At 69.1% G+C, this 17111-nt stretch carries 19 protein-coding genes; 16 read left to right on the forward strand and 3 right to left on the reverse strand.

The annotated features are described in order from the left end of the window. Nucleotides 1-17: 17 nt before the first annotated feature. The 12 genes from ABNK63_RS02515 to ABNK63_RS02570 are packed head-to-tail and all read left to right on the forward strand — an operon-like array spanning nucleotide 18 to nucleotide 9564. Nucleotides 18-929, forward strand: coding sequence for a TadE/TadG family type IV pilus assembly protein (locus tag ABNK63_RS02515; protein WP_157582039.1), 912 nt, complete (start codon nucleotides 18-20; stop codon nucleotides 927-929). Further along, nucleotides 919-1581, forward strand: a complete 663-nt coding sequence (locus ABNK63_RS02520; RefSeq protein ID WP_007807407.1) for a hypothetical protein — start codon at nucleotides 919-921, stop codon at nucleotides 1579-1581. The genes ABNK63_RS02515 and ABNK63_RS02520 overlap by 11 nt, the downstream gene beginning before the upstream one ends. A 17-nt stretch (nucleotides 1582-1598) precedes the next feature. Next, nucleotides 1599-1805, forward strand: a complete 207-nt coding sequence (locus tag ABNK63_RS02525; RefSeq protein ID WP_007807405.1) for a hypothetical protein — start codon at nucleotides 1599-1601, stop codon at nucleotides 1803-1805. 4 nt (nucleotides 1806-1809) lie between these two features. Next, nucleotides 1810-2601, forward strand: coding sequence for a Flp pilus assembly protein CpaB (cpaB, locus tag ABNK63_RS02530; RefSeq protein WP_007807403.1), 792 nt, complete (start codon nucleotides 1810-1812; stop codon nucleotides 2599-2601). A gap of 2 nt (nucleotides 2602-2603) precedes the next feature. Then, complete coding sequence (locus ABNK63_RS02535) at nucleotides 2604-3956, forward strand: pilus assembly protein N-terminal domain-containing protein (RefSeq protein ID WP_350016604.1); 1353 nt, start codon at nucleotides 2604-2606, stop codon at nucleotides 3954-3956. Between the two features lie 10 nt (nucleotides 3957-3966). Further along, complete coding sequence (locus ABNK63_RS02540) at nucleotides 3967-5685, forward strand: ATPase, T2SS/T4P/T4SS family (protein WP_350016605.1); 1719 nt, start codon at nucleotides 3967-3969, stop codon at nucleotides 5683-5685. Then, on the forward strand, nucleotides 5682-6530 hold the full coding sequence (locus ABNK63_RS02545; protein ID WP_007807398.1) for a type II secretion system F family protein: 849 nt from the start codon (nucleotides 5682-5684) through the stop codon (nucleotides 6528-6530). Before ABNK63_RS02540 ends, ABNK63_RS02545 begins: the two co-directional genes overlap by 4 nt. Next, nucleotides 6527-7417 carry a type II secretion system F family protein gene (locus ABNK63_RS02550; RefSeq protein WP_350016606.1) on the forward strand — a complete coding sequence of 297 codons (891 nt, stop codon included), beginning with the start codon at nucleotides 6527-6529 and terminating at the stop codon, nucleotides 7415-7417. The genes ABNK63_RS02545 and ABNK63_RS02550 overlap by 4 nt, the downstream gene beginning before the upstream one ends. 8 nt (nucleotides 7418-7425) lie before the next feature. Next, nucleotides 7426-7767, forward strand: a complete 342-nt coding sequence (locus ABNK63_RS02555; protein WP_235580623.1) for a DUF192 domain-containing protein — start codon at nucleotides 7426-7428, stop codon at nucleotides 7765-7767. Continuing rightward, a complete protein-coding gene (locus ABNK63_RS02560; protein ID WP_350016607.1) occupies nucleotides 7752-8264 on the forward strand; it encodes a tetratricopeptide repeat protein in 513 nt (170 codons plus the stop codon). Before ABNK63_RS02555 ends, ABNK63_RS02560 begins: the two co-directional genes overlap by 16 nt. Then, nucleotides 8261-8917: a TadE family protein gene (locus tag ABNK63_RS02565; RefSeq protein ID WP_350016608.1), complete on the forward strand. Its 657-nt coding sequence runs from the start codon at nucleotides 8261-8263 to the stop codon at nucleotides 8915-8917. The genes ABNK63_RS02560 and ABNK63_RS02565 overlap by 4 nt, the downstream gene beginning before the upstream one ends. Beyond that, nucleotides 8914-9564 (forward strand): hypothetical protein, encoded by a 651-nt coding sequence (locus tag ABNK63_RS02570; protein WP_350016609.1) that lies wholly within the window; start codon nucleotides 8914-8916, stop codon nucleotides 9562-9564. Before ABNK63_RS02565 ends, ABNK63_RS02570 begins: the two co-directional genes overlap by 4 nt. Before the next feature lie 4 nt (nucleotides 9565-9568). On the opposite strand, the gene dinB is transcribed toward ABNK63_RS02570, so the two are convergent. From dinB to ABNK63_RS02585, 3 genes are all read right to left on the reverse strand, one after another. Continuing rightward, complete coding sequence (dinB, locus tag ABNK63_RS02575; protein WP_350016610.1) at nucleotides 9569-10642, reverse strand: DNA polymerase IV; 1074 nt, start codon at nucleotides 10640-10642, stop codon at nucleotides 9569-9571. Between the two features lie 58 nt (nucleotides 10643-10700). Next, complete coding sequence (locus ABNK63_RS02580; protein WP_350016611.1) at nucleotides 10701-11606, reverse strand: hypothetical protein; 906 nt, start codon at nucleotides 11604-11606, stop codon at nucleotides 10701-10703. 85 nt (nucleotides 11607-11691) lie between these two features. Beyond that, nucleotides 11692-12015 carry a hypothetical protein gene (locus ABNK63_RS02585; RefSeq protein ID WP_350016612.1) on the reverse strand — a complete coding sequence of 108 codons (324 nt, stop codon included), beginning with the start codon at nucleotides 12013-12015 and terminating at the stop codon, nucleotides 11692-11694. Between the two features lie 116 nt (nucleotides 12016-12131). Here ABNK63_RS02585 and ABNK63_RS02590 point away from each other — a divergent pair, with 116 nt between their 5' ends. The 4 genes from ABNK63_RS02590 (at nucleotide 12132) to imuA (ending at nucleotide 17106) form a co-directional block, all read left to right on the forward strand. Continuing rightward, complete coding sequence (locus tag ABNK63_RS02590) at nucleotides 12132-13469, forward strand: amino acid permease (RefSeq protein ID WP_007807381.1); 1338 nt, start codon at nucleotides 12132-12134, stop codon at nucleotides 13467-13469. A 14-nt stretch (nucleotides 13470-13483) separates the two neighbouring features. Further along, nucleotides 13484-15616: a beta-agarase gene (locus ABNK63_RS02595; RefSeq protein ID WP_350016613.1), complete on the forward strand. Its 2133-nt coding sequence runs from the start codon at nucleotides 13484-13486 to the stop codon at nucleotides 15614-15616. Between the two features lie 246 nt (nucleotides 15617-15862). Continuing rightward, on the forward strand, nucleotides 15863-16483 hold the full coding sequence (lexA, locus tag ABNK63_RS02600) for a transcriptional repressor LexA (RefSeq protein WP_040673126.1): 621 nt from the start codon (nucleotides 15863-15865) through the stop codon (nucleotides 16481-16483). Next, the gene (gene imuA, locus ABNK63_RS02605; protein ID WP_007807376.1) at nucleotides 16483-17106 is read left to right on the forward strand and encodes a translesion DNA synthesis-associated protein ImuA; all 624 of its coding nucleotides are present in this window, start codon (nucleotides 16483-16485) and stop codon (nucleotides 17104-17106) included. The genes lexA and imuA overlap by 1 nt, the downstream gene beginning before the upstream one ends. Nucleotides 17107-17111: the final 5 nt, after the last annotated feature.

The raw sequence follows: 17111 nt of genomic DNA on the forward strand, positions 1-17111 counted from the left end.
AACCGATGGAGACGACGATGCGCCCTGTTCGAACGCGGCCATTGCGCACGGCCACGCTGTCGTCGTCGATCGGCGGCCGGCGCCAGCGCGGGCAGAGCCTGGTGGAGATGGCGGTGGCCTGCATCGTGCTGGTGCCGCTGGCGGCGGGGGTGATGCTGCTGGGCCAGTACATCCACATCAAGCAGCAGACCCAGGCCGCCGCCCGCCAGGCGGCCTGGGCCGCCACCGTCGATCCGGCCCTGGCCGACGCCGGCCTGCCGCGCAAGGCCGCCGTGCAGACCGCACTGCGCGCGCGCCAGTTCGCCGATGCCAAGGCGCCGATCAAGTCCTCCGCGCGCACGCCGGCGGCGTTCGGCGATGCCATGTTGACCAGCTTCGCCAACCAGGCGCTGCTGAAGACTTCCGACGTGTCGTTGAGCGTCTACCAGCAGGAAACCGCGCCGACCTTCCTCGATGGCGCACTGGGCACCGTGGCCAAGGCGACCAGGACGCTGGGCAACCTGCCGCCGAATCCGAAGGGTTTCGTCACCGCCGAAGTGCATGCACGGCCGCAGAAGCTGAAGGGTGCCGATGGCCGGGCGCTGGACTTCCTCGATCCGCTCGACACGGCGCAACTGGACTTCTCGGCCCGCACCGTGCTGCTGGCCGATACCTGGGCGGCCAGCGGCGGTGGCGAACGCAAGAACGGCGAGGCCGCGTCGGGCGCCATGTACAACCGCACGGTACGCGAGGTGATCCGGCCGCTGGTGCCGACCAGTGCGCTGGGCGACAAGGTCGATGACGTGCTCAGCGACGTGATCAACGTGCTGGGCAAGATCCCCATCGTCAACGACCTGTTCACCCCCGGCTTCGACAAGTTCCAGCTGGGCCGGATGGCGCCCGACGCCGTGCCCGCCGACAAGCTGACGAGGTACCGCGATGTGCATTAGGCGTGGCCTGCCGCTGCTGGCCGCCGCCTTGCTGCCCGGCATCGCCGGCGCCGGCACGTGGCCGCAGCCCGACCTGCCGGCCGGCACGGATGCGGCCGACGTTTCCCGGCACATCGTCTTCAACGGGCTGGACATGCATGCCCGCGTGTTCACTTCGTCGCAGAGCCAGGCCGAGGTGGTGGCCTTCTATCGCAAGCTGTGGAACGGCCGGGTGGTGGTGAACCCGATGGGTGCGGCGCAGGTCGTCGGCCACATGGAGGGCGACTACTACGTCACCGTGCAGGTCAGCGCATCGGGCCGCGGCAGCAAGGGCAACATCGGCATCGTCGACGTGGCCACCGCGCCGAAACACTTCGAGCGTGGCAAGGGCCTGCCGCGACCGATGGGCTCCACCGTGTTCAACGACATCGCCTATCCGGACGACCCCACGCCCGCCCGCACCGTGGCGATGCGCAACAGGTTGTCGCCCCGGCAGAACGAGGCGTTCTTCCGCGAACGGCTGGGCGCCGATGGCTGGAAGCCGGCCGATGCGAATCGTTGCGCGGACGATGGCTGCGTCCTGCGCTACGAGCGCGGCGACAGCCGGATGACCCTGGTGATGAGCCCGCTCGACGGCCAGTCGCAAGTGACGATCAACCTGTTGAATCCGTGAACGGGAGGATGACGGACATGTTCATTCGACGGAACGCGCGCCACCCCGCCATGCCGCCGCGGCGTGGCCGCCAGCGCGGCAGTGCGCTGATCGAATACACCGTGGTGGTGCTGTTGCTGGTGACGGTGCTGCTGGCCAATCCCAACGTCATCCGCCAGCTCGCCGACGCGCTGCGCGATGCCTACACCAGCTTTGTCTACGCACTCTCCATTGCCTGGATCTGAACGAATGGAACGACGCATGCCGGCGGTCAACCGCAACTTCCTCTACCTGGGCGGCGCCATCCTGCTCGGCATCGTGGCCAGCCTGATGGCGGTGCACTACATCAACAAGCAGGTCGCCGCGCGCACGCAGACCAGGCCCACCGAGACGCGCCAGGTGGTGGTGCCGGTGCATGACCTGGAGAAGGGCGCCAGCATCAGCCAGGACGACATCGCCGTGCGCGATGTGCCGGCCGAGTTCGTACCTGCCGATGCACTGACGCCCGACAACTACGAGGACTACCTGGGTCAGGTGCTGCGGGTGCCGCTGGCGCAGGGCGCGCCGATCGGCGGCAGCGCGGTGGATCGGGTCACCGATCATTTCTCCAACGTGATCGAGCCGGGCAAGGTGGCGTACTCGATCCAGGTGGACGAGTCCAACTCGGTCTCCGGGCTGATCGTGCCGGGCGACCATCTCGACATCCTGCTGCTGCTCGACGGCGAGGGCAGCGAGCAGATCCGCCCGCTGCTCGGCGACGTGCCGGTGCTGGCCACCGGCAAGCGGGCGAAGGGCCTGCGCAGCAGCCATCCGGATGACGGCGACGACGACACCTACTCGAACATCACGCTCGGGCTCGCGCCGAACGACGCGCAGCGCCTCGGCATGGCGATGAAGGTGGGCGAGCTGCGCGTGATGCTGCGTCCGGCCGGCAACCGGCAGCCGTTCGACCTGAAGACGCTGAGCAGGGCGGAGCTGCTGCGGCTGGGCCGGCCAGTGCATGGCAACGGCATTCAATTCATCATCGGCGGGAACAGTTGAACATGGAAGCAGGCAAACATTCCGGCCGGGCGACGGCGACCTTTCTGGCATGGCTGGCGCTGTGCGCCGCGGTGCTCGCGCTGCCGTTGCGCGATGCGCGCGCGAGCTCCCCGGTGATCGGCGATTCGCTCAGCATGTATGCGGGACAGGCGCTGGTGCAGAGCGCGCCCGGCCCGCTCAAGCGGGTCGCGGTGGGCGACGGCAAGTTGCTGCAGGTCAAGGCGATCGGCAGCCGCGAGCTGGTACTGATCGCGAACCAGCCCGGCGACACCTCGGTGCAGCTGTGGATGGCCGACGGCAGCCAGCGCAGCGTCAGCGTGCACGTGGTGGTGGGCAACAGCGCGGAAGCGGCGGGGATGGTCGAGCGCCTGCTGGGCGAGGACAGCGCGGTCTCGGTCGCCACCGTGGGCGGCAACGTGGTGCTGACCGGGAGCGACCTGTCGCAGGCGGACATGGCGCACATCGCGGCGATCAGGAAGATCTACCCGCAGGTGCTCGACTTCACCAGCGCCAACGCGGTGGAGATGAAGCCCACCGTGATGATGCGCGTGCGCATCATGGAATTCGACAAGAAGGCGATCAACCAGCTCGGCATCAAGTGGGACAGCATGATCGCCGGCCCCGGCGGCGGGCTGGTGCATGACTGGGTCACCAATCCGTACTACCGGATGACCCCGCAGGGCTTTGCCGGCATCGGCGCCGACGGTGGCCCGGCCAACCTGCCGCTGCGGGTGCCCGGCACGCCGTCGTATTTCGGCATCGCCACCTCGATCGCCTCGCAGATCAACCTGATGATGCAGGACGGCAACGCGTGGGAACTCGCCGCGCCGCAGCTGTCCGCCCGCAGCGGCGGCGTTGCCGATTTCCTGGTCGGCGGCGAGGTGCCGATCCCGATCAGCCAGGGCCTGGGCGAGACCACGGTCGAATACAAGCAGTACGGCATCAAGCTGCACATCGCGCCGGTGGTCAACAGCAAGGGCGACATCTCCACCGACATCGAGACCGAGATCAGCAAGATCGATCCCAGCGTCAACGTGCAGGGCTACCCCGGCTTCATCACTCGTCGCGCCAGCGCCCAGCTCAACGTGCACGAGGGCGACACCATCGTGATCTCCGGCCTCGTCGACGCCAGCGCCTCGAAGACCTTCGACAAGGTGCCCGGGCTGGGCGACATCCCGGTGCTGGGCGCGCTGTTCCGCTCGCGCGACTTCCAGCGCAATCGCACCGACCTGGTGATCTTCGTGACGCCGATCGTGATCACCCCCGACTCGCCGGAGAACCGCGAACTGATCGAGAAGAGCGACCGCCTGCGCGACGACTTCCGCAAGGTCGCCGGCAAGGACATCGTGGATTGAAGGTGAAGCCATGTTCGAAGTGCTGATCGAAACCGCCAACCGCGACCCGCGCCAGGTGCGCTGCCTGCACAACGCCTGCGGCATCGGCCGCGGCGAGGACAACCTGGTGGTCCTGCAGGGCTGGAACATCGGCCGCGAGCACGCGATGTTGAGCGTGCGCAAGGGCGGCGTGTTCATCGAGGTGCTGGGCGGCCGCGCGCCGGTGGTGATCAACGGGGCCCGGGTGCAGCGCGAGCACGGCCCGCTGCGGCGCGAGGACATCGTCATCATCGGTTCGTACCGGCTGCGCGTGCTGGTCGACCAGGACGAGGCCGCGCCGGTGAGGGTGCCGCAGCGCGCCGCCAACGCGCCGGTCCATCTGGACCCGGTCGCTTCGCCGCCGGCCGTCGAACCGCCGGCCGCGCCGGTGACCGGCCTTCCCGCGACGCTGCAGCCATCGGCCGACATGCTGGCTTGGCGCACCCGCGTGCACCAGTCGCTGGTGCGGCAGATGGACCTGCGCCGGGTCGACGTGCGCGGCATGACGGACGACGACCTGCGCCAGAAGACCTCGTCGCTGATCGAGGAAATCATCGAGCGCGAGTTTGCCGACGAACTGCCGCGCACGATCAACCGCCGCCGGCTGGCCAAGCAGGTGCTGGACGAGGCGATCGGACTGGGGCCGCTGGAGGACCTGCTGGCGGACGAGACGGTCACCGAGGTGATGGTCAACTGCTCGGACGACATCTACATCGAACGCGCGGGCCGGATCGAGAAGTCCGAGGTGATCTTCACCAGCGACAAGGCGGTGCTGGCGGCGATCGAGCGCATCGTGGCGCCGCTGGGCCGGCGCATTGACGAGAGCTCGCCGATGGTCGATGCGCGTCTGGCCGACGGCTCGCGCGTCAACGCGGTGATCCCGCCGGTGGCGCTGCGCGGGCCCAGCCTGAGCATCCGCAAGTTCAGCAAGCGCAAGCTCAGTGGCGACGACCTGCTGCAGTACGGCTCGGTCAACCGGCAGATGCTGGAGTTCATGCAGGTGGCAGTGCGCGAGCGCAGGAACATCGTGGTGACCGGCGGCACCGGGTCGGGCAAGACCACCTTGCTGAACATCCTTTCGAACTTCATCCCCGACCACGAGCGCATCGTCACCATCGAGGACGCGGCCGAGCTGCGGCTGAGCCAGCCCAACCTGGTGGCGATGGAGGCGCGTCCGGCCAACCTCGAGGGCAAGGGGCTGATCACCATCCGCGACCTGGTGCGCAACTCGCTGCGCATGCGCCCGGACCGGATCGTGGTGGGCGAGTGCCGTGGCGGCGAGGCGCTGGACATGCTGCAGGCGATGAACACCGGCCACGAGGGTTCGCTGACCACCGCGCACGCCAACTCGCCCCGCGATGCGCTGTCGCGCCTGGAGGTGATGGTGATGATGTCGGGCATGGACCTGCCGATGACCGTGGTACGCGAGCAGATCGCCTCGGCGATCGACCTGATCATCCACCAGCGCCGCTTCCCCTGCGGCTCACGCAAGATCACCCACATCTCGGAGATCACCGGCATCGAGAGCGGCACCATCCAGGCGCAGGACCTGTTCACCTTCCGCGCCCGCGACCAGGGCGGCCCCGGCGGCAAGGTACGCGGCGAATACGCGGCCACCGGCGCGGTGCCGGAGTTCTACGAGGAGCTGGCCGATCGCGGGGTGCCGGTCGACCTGTCGATCTTCAAGATCAATGAGGACGATCGCGCATGAGCCTGCTTCCCGTCGCGATCGTGGTGTTTCTCGCCGTCGCCGCGATCGGCTACCTGGCGGCGCGCAGTTCGACGGTGTTCTGGGGGCGCTACCAGGAAGCGTTCACCGAGCAGGCCCGCTTCAATCTCGCCGACATGTTCATGTTCATGGACGAGCGGAACCTGTTTCGCCTCAACGCCGTGGCGATGGTGCTGGTGCCGCTGCTGGTGTGGTTCCTCAGTGGCAACCCGCTGCTGGCCATCGTGACCCTGGTGCTGATCCTGGTGCTGCCGAAGAAGATCTACCGATGGCTGCGCCAGCGACGCATCAACCAGATCCAGCAACAGCTGCCGGACGGGCTGATGATGGTGGCCGGCAGCATGCGCGCGGGGCTGGGTTTCACCCCGGCGCTGGAAAGCCTGGCGCGCGACGTCGAGCCGCCGCTGGCGCAGGAGTTCGCGCTGCTGCTGCGCGAGCAGCGCATGGGCGTGAAGCTGGAAGAGGCGCTGGAACATTTCAACGACCGCGTGCCGATCCAGGACGTGACCCTGTTCGTCTCCGCCGTGGGCATTTCCCGCGAGGTGGGCGGCAACCTGGCCGAGAGCATGGCCTCGCTGGCCGACACGCTGCGGCGGCGGCTGATCATGGAAGGCAAGGTGAATTCGCTGACCGCCCAGGGCCGCCTGCAAGGCATCGTGATGGCGATGATGCCGGTCGGCCTGATCGGCTTCCTCAGCTTCGCCTACCCCGACACGATGCACGAGATGTACCACTCCTACGTGGGCTGGGCGGTGATCGCGGTGGCCGCGGTGATGGAGTACCTGGGCTATCGCATGTGCCGCAAGATCACGAGCATCGACATATGAGCCCGGTCGTCATCCTGCTCGCGGTGGCCATCGGCGGTGGCGTCGGCTTCGCCTTCTGGGGCATCTACGGGCTGCTGCGCGAAGTGCCCGTGGCCGACCGCAATTTCCAGGACCCGCTGCCGTTCGGGCTGCGCCTGATCTGGCCGCTGGTCAACGCCGCCACCCACGTGCTGGCGCCGAAGCTGGGCGCGGACAAGCTGGAACAGGCGCACCGGCAACTGCAGACCGCGGGCCAGGATTTCGTGTTGAGCCCGGAACAGCTGTACGGATTGCGCGTGGTGGGTGCCGGCCTCGTGGCGGCGTTCTTCTGGCTGCTGCTGGGCATGCTCGACCGGCACGGCTACCTGCTCTACGGTACGGCGATGCTGTTCGGCGCCACTGCCGGCTGGTTCTACCCGAGCCTGTGGCTGGGCGAGCGGCGCAGCAAGCGCCGCCGCCTGGTGATCAAGGACCTGCCGGTGTACCTGGACTTCATCACCATGGCGGTGGAGGCGGGGCTGAACATCACCGGCGGCATCGAGCAGGCCACGCAGAAGGGCCCGGCCGGTCCGCTGCGGCAGGAGTTCACCCGCCTGCTGCGCGACATCCGTTCGGGTCTGCCCCGCGCCGAGGCGCTGAAGCGGATGTCCGAACGGATGGAGATGTCGCAGATCTCCAGCTTCACCGGCACCCTGATCCAGGCCGACCGGGTCGGCGCCAGCCTGGGCGCCACGCTGCGGGCGCAGGCCGGGCAGCGCCGCGAGGAGCGTTTCCTGCGCGCCGAGAAACTCGCGCTGGAGGCGCCGGTGAAGATGATGCTGCCGCTGGTGCTGTTCTTCTTCCCGCTGATCTTCCTGGTGCTGGGCTACTTCATCTACCTGCGCATGCGCCAGGAGGGCATCTTTTGAAATCGGGCGTGATTCTTCGCGATGGCCAGCCGATCGTGCCGCAGGCGTGGCGCGCCGATCGTCCATGGAGCCGCCTGCGCGGCCTGCTGGGGCGCCCGCCCTTGCACGGCGGCGCGGCGCAGGCGCTGTGGCTCACGCCCTGCGGCGGCGTGCACACGTTCGGCATGGGCTATCCGCTGGACATCGTTTTCCTGGACCGGGACGGGCGCGTGCTGGAGTGCTGCGAGAGCCTGCCGCCGTGGCGCACCTGCCTGCGCTCCGACGCGTGGCAGACGGTGGAGCTGGCGCCGGGCGGCATCGCCGCGCTTTCGCCCGCACGCGGCGAGGAGTGGACATGGCAGGCACACTGAAAATCCGCATCGCATGCCTGGTCATGCTGCTGGCGCTGGCTGGCTGCGCCGCGTCACCCACGCAGCGTCTGGTCAAGACGGTCGCCCGGCAGCAGCGGGCCGAACAGGCGTACCGCGGCGGCCATCCCGAACAGGCGCTGGCCGACTACCAGGCGCTGGTGCAGCAGTTGCCGCAGAACGCGGACTTCTGGTTTCGCCTCGGCAATGTCTACGTGCGGTTGCAGCGTCCCGACGACGCGGTCGACGCCTACCAGCACGTGCTGCGCATCGAGCCCGGCCACGCCAAGGCGTGGCACAACCTGGGCATCGTGCGGCTGCGCCAGGCCGAGGCCGCGTTTGCGCAGGGTGCGCAGCATGCGGCCGGCATCGACGCCGGCCTGCAGCGGGACAGCGCGGCGATGGCGCATGGCATTGCCGCGCTCGGTGGCGCCGCGCCGGACACGCCGGCGTCCTCCGCCTCGGCGCCACCGCCACCCGCTGCCGGACGGCGACCATGAACCGGCGTGGGCGCCAACGCGGCCAGGCCGTGGTCGAGACCTGCGTGGTGATCCTGGTGTTCGGCGTGTTCCTGCTGGGCATCCTGCAGGCGATCCTGTTCTACCGGGTCAAGACCACGGTCGACTACGCCGCGCTGGAAGCCGCCCGCAACGGCGCCACCCACAACGCGAAGATGAGCGCGATGCGGGTCGGCCTGGCGCGCGGCCTGATGCCGCTGTACGCGCACAAGGTCGGCAACGGCGAGGCGACCAGGGCGTATGCCGAGGCCTTCGTCGCCGCCAGCAACCCGCTGGTCAGCGAGATCAGGGTGATCAGTCCGACGAAGGCCGCCTTCGCCGACTGGAAGGAGCGGCAGTTCGACGGCGTCGAGGCGATTCCCAACGACAGCCTGGCATTTCGCGCGAAGTCCCCCGGCAGCCGCAGCGGGCTCACCGTGCAGGACGCGAACGTGTTGAAGATCCGCGTGGTGTACGGCTACAAGATGATCGTGCCGGTGATCGACAAGCTGGTGATCGCGATCTTCCGCGAGTCGTTCTACCAGGGCCTGAGTGCCCGGGAAATCGCCATGCTGGAAAGCGGCCGCCTGCCGATCGTGAGCCAGGCGATGGTGCGCATGCAGACGCCGATCCGCGACGCGGGCGTGCTGCCATGAAGCGATGCCTGATCGTCATGGCGTGGGCCGTGCTCGCGCTGCCGGCGTCTGGCCTTCGGGCGGCCGAGCTGCCCGACGTGAAGATCGACGCGGTGCTGCAAGGCAGCGGCATCCGCACGCTGGCCGGACACGATGGGGTCGCCGCCGAAACAATCTGGATCAAGGGCGACAAGACGCGGGTGGACTTCGACGCGGGCGCAGGGCGTCGCGGCCGCATCCTGCGCGGTGGCGATCATGCGTGGCTGCTGATGCCCACGTCGCGGCGGGCCTTGCCGGCCGACCACGTGCGGATCGGCGCGATCACCCGGCTCGACGTGGCCAGGCCGTGCTGGGATCTCGGTTTTGCCTGCGCGGCGGTGGAAAGTCGCCGCATCGCCGGTCGCCCGGCGCACGGCTGGCGCTACCGCCACGCCGGCCATGCCGGGCCCGGCGGCAGCGACAGCGGCGTGTTCTGGATCGATGCCGAATACGGCCTGCTGCTGGCCTTCGAGGCGAAGGACAGCGCCGGCCAGACCCACCGCATGGAAGCCACCGCGGTCGGCTTCGCAAAGATCCCCGAGGATACCTTCGCCATGCCGGAAAGCCTGCGCATGGACGTAAAGAAGGCCGATTCGCGGGCGGACCGCCTGCGTCGTTACGCGCAGTGAGCGGTCAGGCAAACAGGTCGGACTGGGCCTGGTAGCTGTCGCGGTCGACGAAGCCGGACAGGCCCACGCCGACCAGCCGGTAGCGGCTGTCGGCCGGGCGTTCGACCCGCTCGCGCAGGGCGCAGGCGATGTCGCCCAGTTCGTCGGCGGACAGCGGTCGGGTGGACGGCGTGAGGCTGCGGGTCAGGGTGCGGAAGTCGGAGGTCTTCAGTTTCAGCACCACGGTGCGCGCCACCCGCTCGCGCTCGCGCTGGTAGCCGGCCCAGGCCTTGGCGGCGAGCTGGCGGATGTGCGGTTCGAGATCGTCCAGGGTGAGGTCGTGCTCGAAGGTGTCTTCGGCGGAGATCTGCAAGGTGGGACGATCCGGCTGCACCGGGTGCTCGTCGATGCCCAGCGACAACTCGTGCAGGCGCCGGCCCCAGCGACCGAAGCGCTGTTCCAGTTCGGCCAGTGCCAGCGTGCGCAGGTCGGCCACGGTGACGATCTGCAGCGCCGCCAGCTTCGCCTCCATCACCTTGCCCACGCCGGGCAGGCGGCCCACTTTCAGCGGGGCGAGGAAGGCCTCGACCTGGTGCGGACGCACCACGAACAGGCCATCGGGCTTGCGGAAGTCCGAGGCGATCTTGGCCAGGAACTTGTTGGGCGCCACGCCGGCCGAGGCGGTCAGTTGCGTCTCCTCGCGGATCGCTGCCCGGATCGCCTCCGCCGTGGCGGTGGCCGAGGGCAGGCCGGTTTTCGTTTCAGTGACGTCGAGATAGGCCTCGTCCAGCGACAGCGGCTCGATCAGGTCGGTGTGCCGCGCGAAGATCTCGCGGATCTGCCGCGACACCGCCTTGTAGCGGACGAAGTCCGGCGGCACGAAGACCAGTTGCGGGCACAGGCGTTCGGCGCTGACCGCCGGCATCGCCGAGCGCACGCCGAACACGCGTGCCTCGTAGCTGGCCGCGCAGACCACCGAGCGGGCGCCACGCCAGGCCACCGCCACCGGCTTGCCGCGCAGCGAGGGATCGTCGCGCTGCTCCACCGACGCGTAGAACGCGTCCATGTCGACGTGCAGGATCTTGCGTGGCGAAGACATCGGGGGTTGCGGGAATCACGGCGTGCGGGGTGGGGCCATTGTACGCAGCGCCGTCGTTTCAGTGCCGCTGCGCAGCCGCCGGCGGCAGGTTCAGGCGTTGCGCCAGGTGCTGCGCCAGCCGTTCGGCCGCGTGTGCCTGCCCGGCCAGGAACAGGAACGGCTCGATCAGTTCCAGCTCCATGATCAGCAACCGTCCGGCGCTGACCACCCCGTCGACGCGGGCGTAGGCCAGCTCGCCGTGGTTCCGCGTGTCGACGGCGGCCAGCGCCGCAGCGGCCGCGGCAAGGATGGCCGCGTCGGGCTGGACCGCTTCGACGCTGCCGCCGAACTCGCTCTGCACCCGATAGTCGCAGGCGGCCGGACGCTTGATCACCGCGTGGCTGAACTCGCCGCCGAAATACAGCAGCGACCACTCGCCCGCGCTGACGATCTCCGGCACGAACGGCTGCACCAGGAAGTCGATGCCGCAGGGCAGCCGCGCCACCTCGTCGGCGAACGCCGCATCGCCGACCCGGCCGCGCAGCGTGTGCCAGGCGCCGCCGCTGATGCTCGGCTTGATCACCACCTGTTGACCCGGCATCGAGGCCAGCACGTGCGGAAGTTCGCCGGCAGCAGCGAGCCGGGTCGGGATGGTCGCCACGGCTTGCGCCGCCAGCTCGAGCAGGTAGCGCTTGTCGCTGTTCCAGCGCAGCACGCGACTGTCGTTGAAGGTGGCGACGCCGAGCCGGTCGAGCCGGTCCAGCCAGGCGATGAAGTCGGCGTGGTGCTTGTAGTAGTCCCAGATGGTGCGGATCAGCACCGCGTCGAACGACGCCCAGTCGATCGCCGGATCGTTCCACACGCACGACACCGGCGTGACGCCGCGCTGTTCCAGCCGGCGCGCGAGTTCGGCGTCATCAGGCTGGATCGAGGGAAGCTCGGCCGAGGTGGCGAAGGCGAGTCGGCGAGTGGCGGTGGCGGACAAGGTGACACCTCATGCGGGAGCGCAGGACGGCTCTTCGTGGCCATCGGGTGGGCGTGCTGCCGAGTCTCTGCACGGCGGGCGCCTTTCAGTGCTCATGTTCCCATCTCACCTCGATGGCGTCGCCATCCATTGCGCCGGTCCAGTAAGTGCCCAGCCGTACCCAGCCCGAGCGGATGCGCTTGAGCGAGTCGTCGTAGACCGCCACGTGGTAGACCACCTGGGATCTGGACGTGGTGAAGAACATGCCCAGGGGCATCATCAGGCGGCGCTTCGCGTGCAGGATCCGGTAGCTGTTTGCGTCGGCCCAGGACTGCAGCAGTGCGCGCGCCCTGAGGTAATGGCGGTAGCTGTAGCAGCCGGCCAGGACAAGCACGATCAGGCAGAGCGGCAGCAGGCCAAGGTTGTTCATCGTTTGCGGTCTTCCGGAAGGCGGGCGATGGATGAAGCCCGCTCGCGAGTGCGTGAACCGTAGCAGACGGCTGATGGGACTGGCTGAAACGGCCCGGACAATGGCAAGGTAGGCGGATGCTGACCGAACCCGCCAATGCCTATGCCCGTCGCCTGAACACCTGGGACGCCGCGATGATCGTCATCGGCGGCGTGATCGGGGCGGGCATCTTCCTCACCCCGGCCACCGTGGCACGCAGTACCTCCTCCGGGGCCGAGGTGCTGATGTTGTGGGTGATCGGCGGCCTGCTCACGCTGGCCGGCGTGCTGTGCTACGCCGAGCTGGGCGCGCGGCGCCCGCAGGCGGGTGGCATCTATGTCTACCTGCGCGAGGCATTCGGCCTGCTGCCCGGTTTCCTGTTCGGCTGGACCATGGCGCTGATCAACTACCCCGGCAGCGTGGCCGCGGTGGCGACCATGTTTGCCGACTACCTGTGCACGGCGCTGGGCCTGCCCTCGCAGGTCTACGTGAAGCCGGTGGCGGTGGGTGCGATCGTGTTCATCGTCGGCATCAACCTGTTCGGCATCCGTGCCGGCGCGTGGATGCAGAACATCTTCACCGTGCTGAAGCTGATCGCCGTCACGCTGCTGGTGGTCGCCGGCCTGGTGCTGGCACACGGCCAGCCGGGGCCGGCGCTGGCGACGGACACCCTCCATCCGGTGTCGTCCTGGGCGTTTGCCGGCGCGCTGCTGCCGGTGCTGTTCACCTATGGCGGCTTCCACTATCTCAACGATCTCGCCGGTGAGGTGCGCAATCCGCAGCGGACCCTGCCGCGGGCACTGGGCATGGGCATGGTCGGCGTGGTGGTCTGCTACGTGCTGGTCAATTACGCCTACCTGGCCGGACTGGGCCATGCCGGGCTTGCCGCCAGCACGGCGCCGGCGGCCGACCTGATGCGCGGCCTGTTCGGCGACGCCGGGGCCACCGTGATCGCCGTGGGCATCGCCTGTTCCACCTTCGGCTATTGCAGCATCGCGATCGCCGGTGGCGCGCGGGTGCTGCAGACGATGGGCGCCGACGGCGTGTTCTTCCGTGCCGCCGGACGCGTCGACGCGCGCACCCGCGCGCCGCAGATCGCGCTGGCCCTGCTGGGCGGCTGGGCCGCCGTGCTCACCTATTCGGGCAGTTTCAACCAGTTGCTCAACTACACCACGGTGGGCGAGTGGCTCGGCCACGTGTTCGGCATCGGCACGCTGTTCTGGTATCGCAAGCACTTCATCGACCAGCCGGCGCCGTATCGGGTGCCGTTCTATCCGCTGCTGCCGCTGATCTTCGTGATCACCGTGTTCGGCGTGATCGTGGCCAGCGCGATCCATGCCCCGGGCGACGCCGGCATGAGCCTGCTGATCATCGCGCTGGGCGTGCCGGTGTATTACGGCTGGCAGCACTGGGTCCGCCGGCATCCCGTCGGGTAGCGCGGGCACGCGCGATGAGATGGCGCGGCTGGCTCGCCCTGTGTTGCCTTTGCGGCCTGCAGCCCGGCCACGCCGCTGCACCGGCGCTGCCCGATCTGGCCGGTGCCGGTGCGCGGATCGGTCTCGACCAGGTGCGCCGTGTCGACGCGGTGGAACACGCGGCTGACGGCGTGGCGCAGCAGCGCTATGCGTTCCAGCCGGCGGCGCATCCATCGATCGTGATGACGCCGGCGGGCGATGCGTGGGACTGGTCGGGCGCGGGCGAGCTGCATGTGCGGGTGCAGAACGCGATGCCGTGGGCGGTGACGCTGGACATCGAGATCGATGGCACCGGGTCGACGCGTCTGCAGGCGCGCGTGGGCGTGCCGGCCGGGCCGGCGCAGACGCTGGTGGTTCCGCTGCGCGCCACTTCGCCACGCGAACAGGGCATGCAGGTGGGGCCGCCGATGCCGTTCGAGTTGCGCGGCCGGTCGATCCTGCTGGCGACCACCGTGCAAGGCACGCTGGATCGACACCACGTGCGCGCGATTCGCCTGGGCATCCCGGGGCCGCAGGCGGTGCAGACCCTGCTGTTCGGCAAGCTGTCCGTCACCGCGGGCGAGGCCACGCTGCACGAGGCCTATGCCGGCATCGTCGATCGCTACGGACAGTACACGCGCGGCCGCTGGCCGGAGAAGATCGATTCCGATGCCGCGCTGCGCGCGGCGGTCATGGCCGCTCCGGAGGCCGCGAAGCCCGCCGGCGTCGACGCTCATGGCGGACGTCTGGACGGCCAGAAGCTGCGCAAGACCGGCTGGTTCCACGCGCAAAGGCAGGCGGGTCGCTGGCAACTGGTGACGCCCGAAGGCCACCCGTTCTTTTCGCTGGGCGTCAATGCGGTCAACATCGGAGACCAGCGCACCCGCGTCGAGGGGCGCGAGTTCATGTTCACCGGGCTGCCGCCGGACCGTGGCGCATGGGCCGCGTTTCATGGGCGCGGCGACAGCCGGCGTCCGGGCCAGGCTGCCAGCAGCGGCATCGGCCATGACCACGGGCGCTGGTTCGACTTCCACGCGGCCAACCTGTATCGCATCGATGGTGCGGGCTGGTTGTCCGCATGGCGCACGCGCACGCTGGACCGGTTGCAGGCCTGGGGCTTCAACACCCTCGGCAACTGGAGCGATCCGGCGTTGGGCCGGGCCCACCGGCTGCCGTATACGCGCTCGATCAACATCGTCGGCGACTACGCGAATGTCTCCAGTGGCTACGATTACTGGGGCCGCATGCCCGATCCGTTCGATCCCCGTTTCGTCGCCGCCACCGAGGCGGCGGTAGCGAAGGCCAGTGCCGACGTGCGCGACGATCCCTGGCTGCTCGGCTACTTCGCCGACAATGAACTGGCCTGGGCCGGCATCGGACCGCAAGGTCGCTGGGGACTGGCGCTGGGCACCCTGGCGGGCGAGGCGGCAAGCCCGGCCAAGCAGGTCTTCATCGCGATGCTGCGCAAGCAGTACGTGACGCCGCAGGCGCTGGCCGCCGCGTGGGGCATTCCACTGGACTCGTGGAAAGCGCTGGACGCCACCGGCTACGCCGCGCCCGTGCCGAGCGAGGCGCATCCGGCGATTGCCCGCGACTACAGCGCATGGCTGAGCCACTACGCCGACGCCTATTTCCGCATCGTGGCCGCAGCGATCCGCCGCCACGATCCGCACCATCTGTTCCTCGGCGGCCGGTTCGCGGTGTACACGCCCGAAGCCGTCGCGGCCTGCGCGCAGTATTGCGACGTGGTCAGTTTCAACGCCTACGCCGACCTGCCGCAGCACCACATCGACATGGCCCGGATGCAGGCGCTGGACAAGCCGGTGCTGATCAGCGAATTCCACTTCGGCTCGACCGATCGCGGCCCGTTTGGCGCAGGCGTGGTGCCGGTAGGGAACGAGGCGCAGCGCGGCGAGGCCTATGCGAAGTACCTCGCGGCCGCCGCGGCGAATCCGCAGGTCGTTGGCGTGCACTGGTTCGAGTACACCGACCAGCCGGTGACCGGTCGCCTGCTCGATGGCGAGAACAGCCACATCGGGCTGGTGGGCATCACCGACATTCCGTTTGGCGGCTTTGTGCGGGCCGTGCGCCAAGCCAATGAACAGGCGCAGCCATCAGGCGGGCGTTGACGATGGACGCAAAAAAAAACCCGCAGAGGGGGATCTGCGGGTTTCGGGGGGTTCCATCTTGATCGCGTGGAGGAGGAGGGGAGCCTCGCCACGCAGCGGGAAGGTTGTCTCACGACATGGGCTTAATGTACTACGCGGTTTGTTAATGCCGCGTAACTGGGCTGCCACAACGGCTCGCCCGCTTTGCCGATGGGCTCCGCAGCGCCAGACTGTATTTTCACCACAAAAGGTGAAAACATGGCGGCCATGAGCCTGCACCTGACCAGCCGCCAGTCCAACATCCTCGAGTTCATCCGCGCCCGCGTGGCGCGGGATGGTCAGGCGCCCACGCTGGAGGAGATCGGCCAGGCGATGGGCCTGCCCCACGTCAGCGCGGTGCTCAAGCACGTGCGTTCGCTGGAGGCCAAGGGGCGGCTGGCGATCGAGCCGAACCGTTCGCGCGGCATCCGCCTGGTGGACGCGCCCGACGCGCTGGATGCGGACACCCTGGAGCTGCCGCTGGTCGGCCGCATCGCCGCCGGCGAGCCGCTGTTTTCCGAGTCGCGGATCGAGCGCAGCCTGCGCGTGTCGCGTTGGCTGTTCCGGCTCACGCCGGATTACCTGGTGCGGGTGGTCGGCGATTCGATGCGCGATGAGGGCATCCTCGACGGAGATCTGGTCGGCGTGCACGCCACGCCGGTGGCCCGGCACGGCCAGGTGGTGGCGGCGCGCGTCGGCGGCGACCGCTTCACGATCAAGCGGCTGTACTGGCAGGGCGAGGTGATCCGGCTGCTGCCGAACAGTCCCGGTTACCAGCCGATCGACCCCGACCCCAGCGAGGACTTCGCCATCGAAGGCCTGTTCGCCGGTCTGCTGAGGGGCGGCTGATGGCGGCCGTGATGCCCTTGTCGAACCTGCTCGATGCGCGCCGGGTCTGGCGCGGCCGGGCCGAACCGCTGCCGGCCGGCGAGCAGCCCACCGGCTGGGCCGCGCTGGATGCGGTGCTGCCCAGCGGCGGCTGGCCGGCGGCGGCGCTGTCGGAAATCCTGCTGCCGCTGGATGGCGTGGGCGAACTGCAACTGGTGCTGCCCACGCTGGCGCGCCTCAGCCAGGGCGCGCGGGCGGTGGTGCTGGTCGCGCCGCCGTATCTGCCCTGCGTGGCTGGTTGGCGCCAGCACGGCGTGGACATGCGCCGGATCGAGATCGTCAGCGCGACCGAGGCCGACGTGTTGTGGGCGACGGAGCAGTGCCTGCGCTCGGGCAGTTGCGCGGCGGTGCTGGCGTGGCCGCGGCAGGCGGACGATCGCGCGTTGCGCCGGCTGCAGGTGGCCGCCGACGGCGGCCGCGCGCTGGCCTTCGCATTCCGCGACCGACAGCATCTCTCCAATGCCTCGCCGGCCGCGTTGCGGCTGGAGCTGGAAGCGCGGCCGCAGGCGCGGGTATGGGTGCGCAAATGCCGTGGCGGCGCGCTGCCCGCCCAGCCGGTGGCGCTGCCGCGCGCCCTGCATTGATGGTG

Origin of the sequence: Rhodanobacter sp. IGA1.0, from assembly GCF_040208325.1 — a bacterium.
GTDB lineage: Bacteria > Pseudomonadota > Gammaproteobacteria > Xanthomonadales > Rhodanobacteraceae > Rhodanobacter > Rhodanobacter spathiphylli.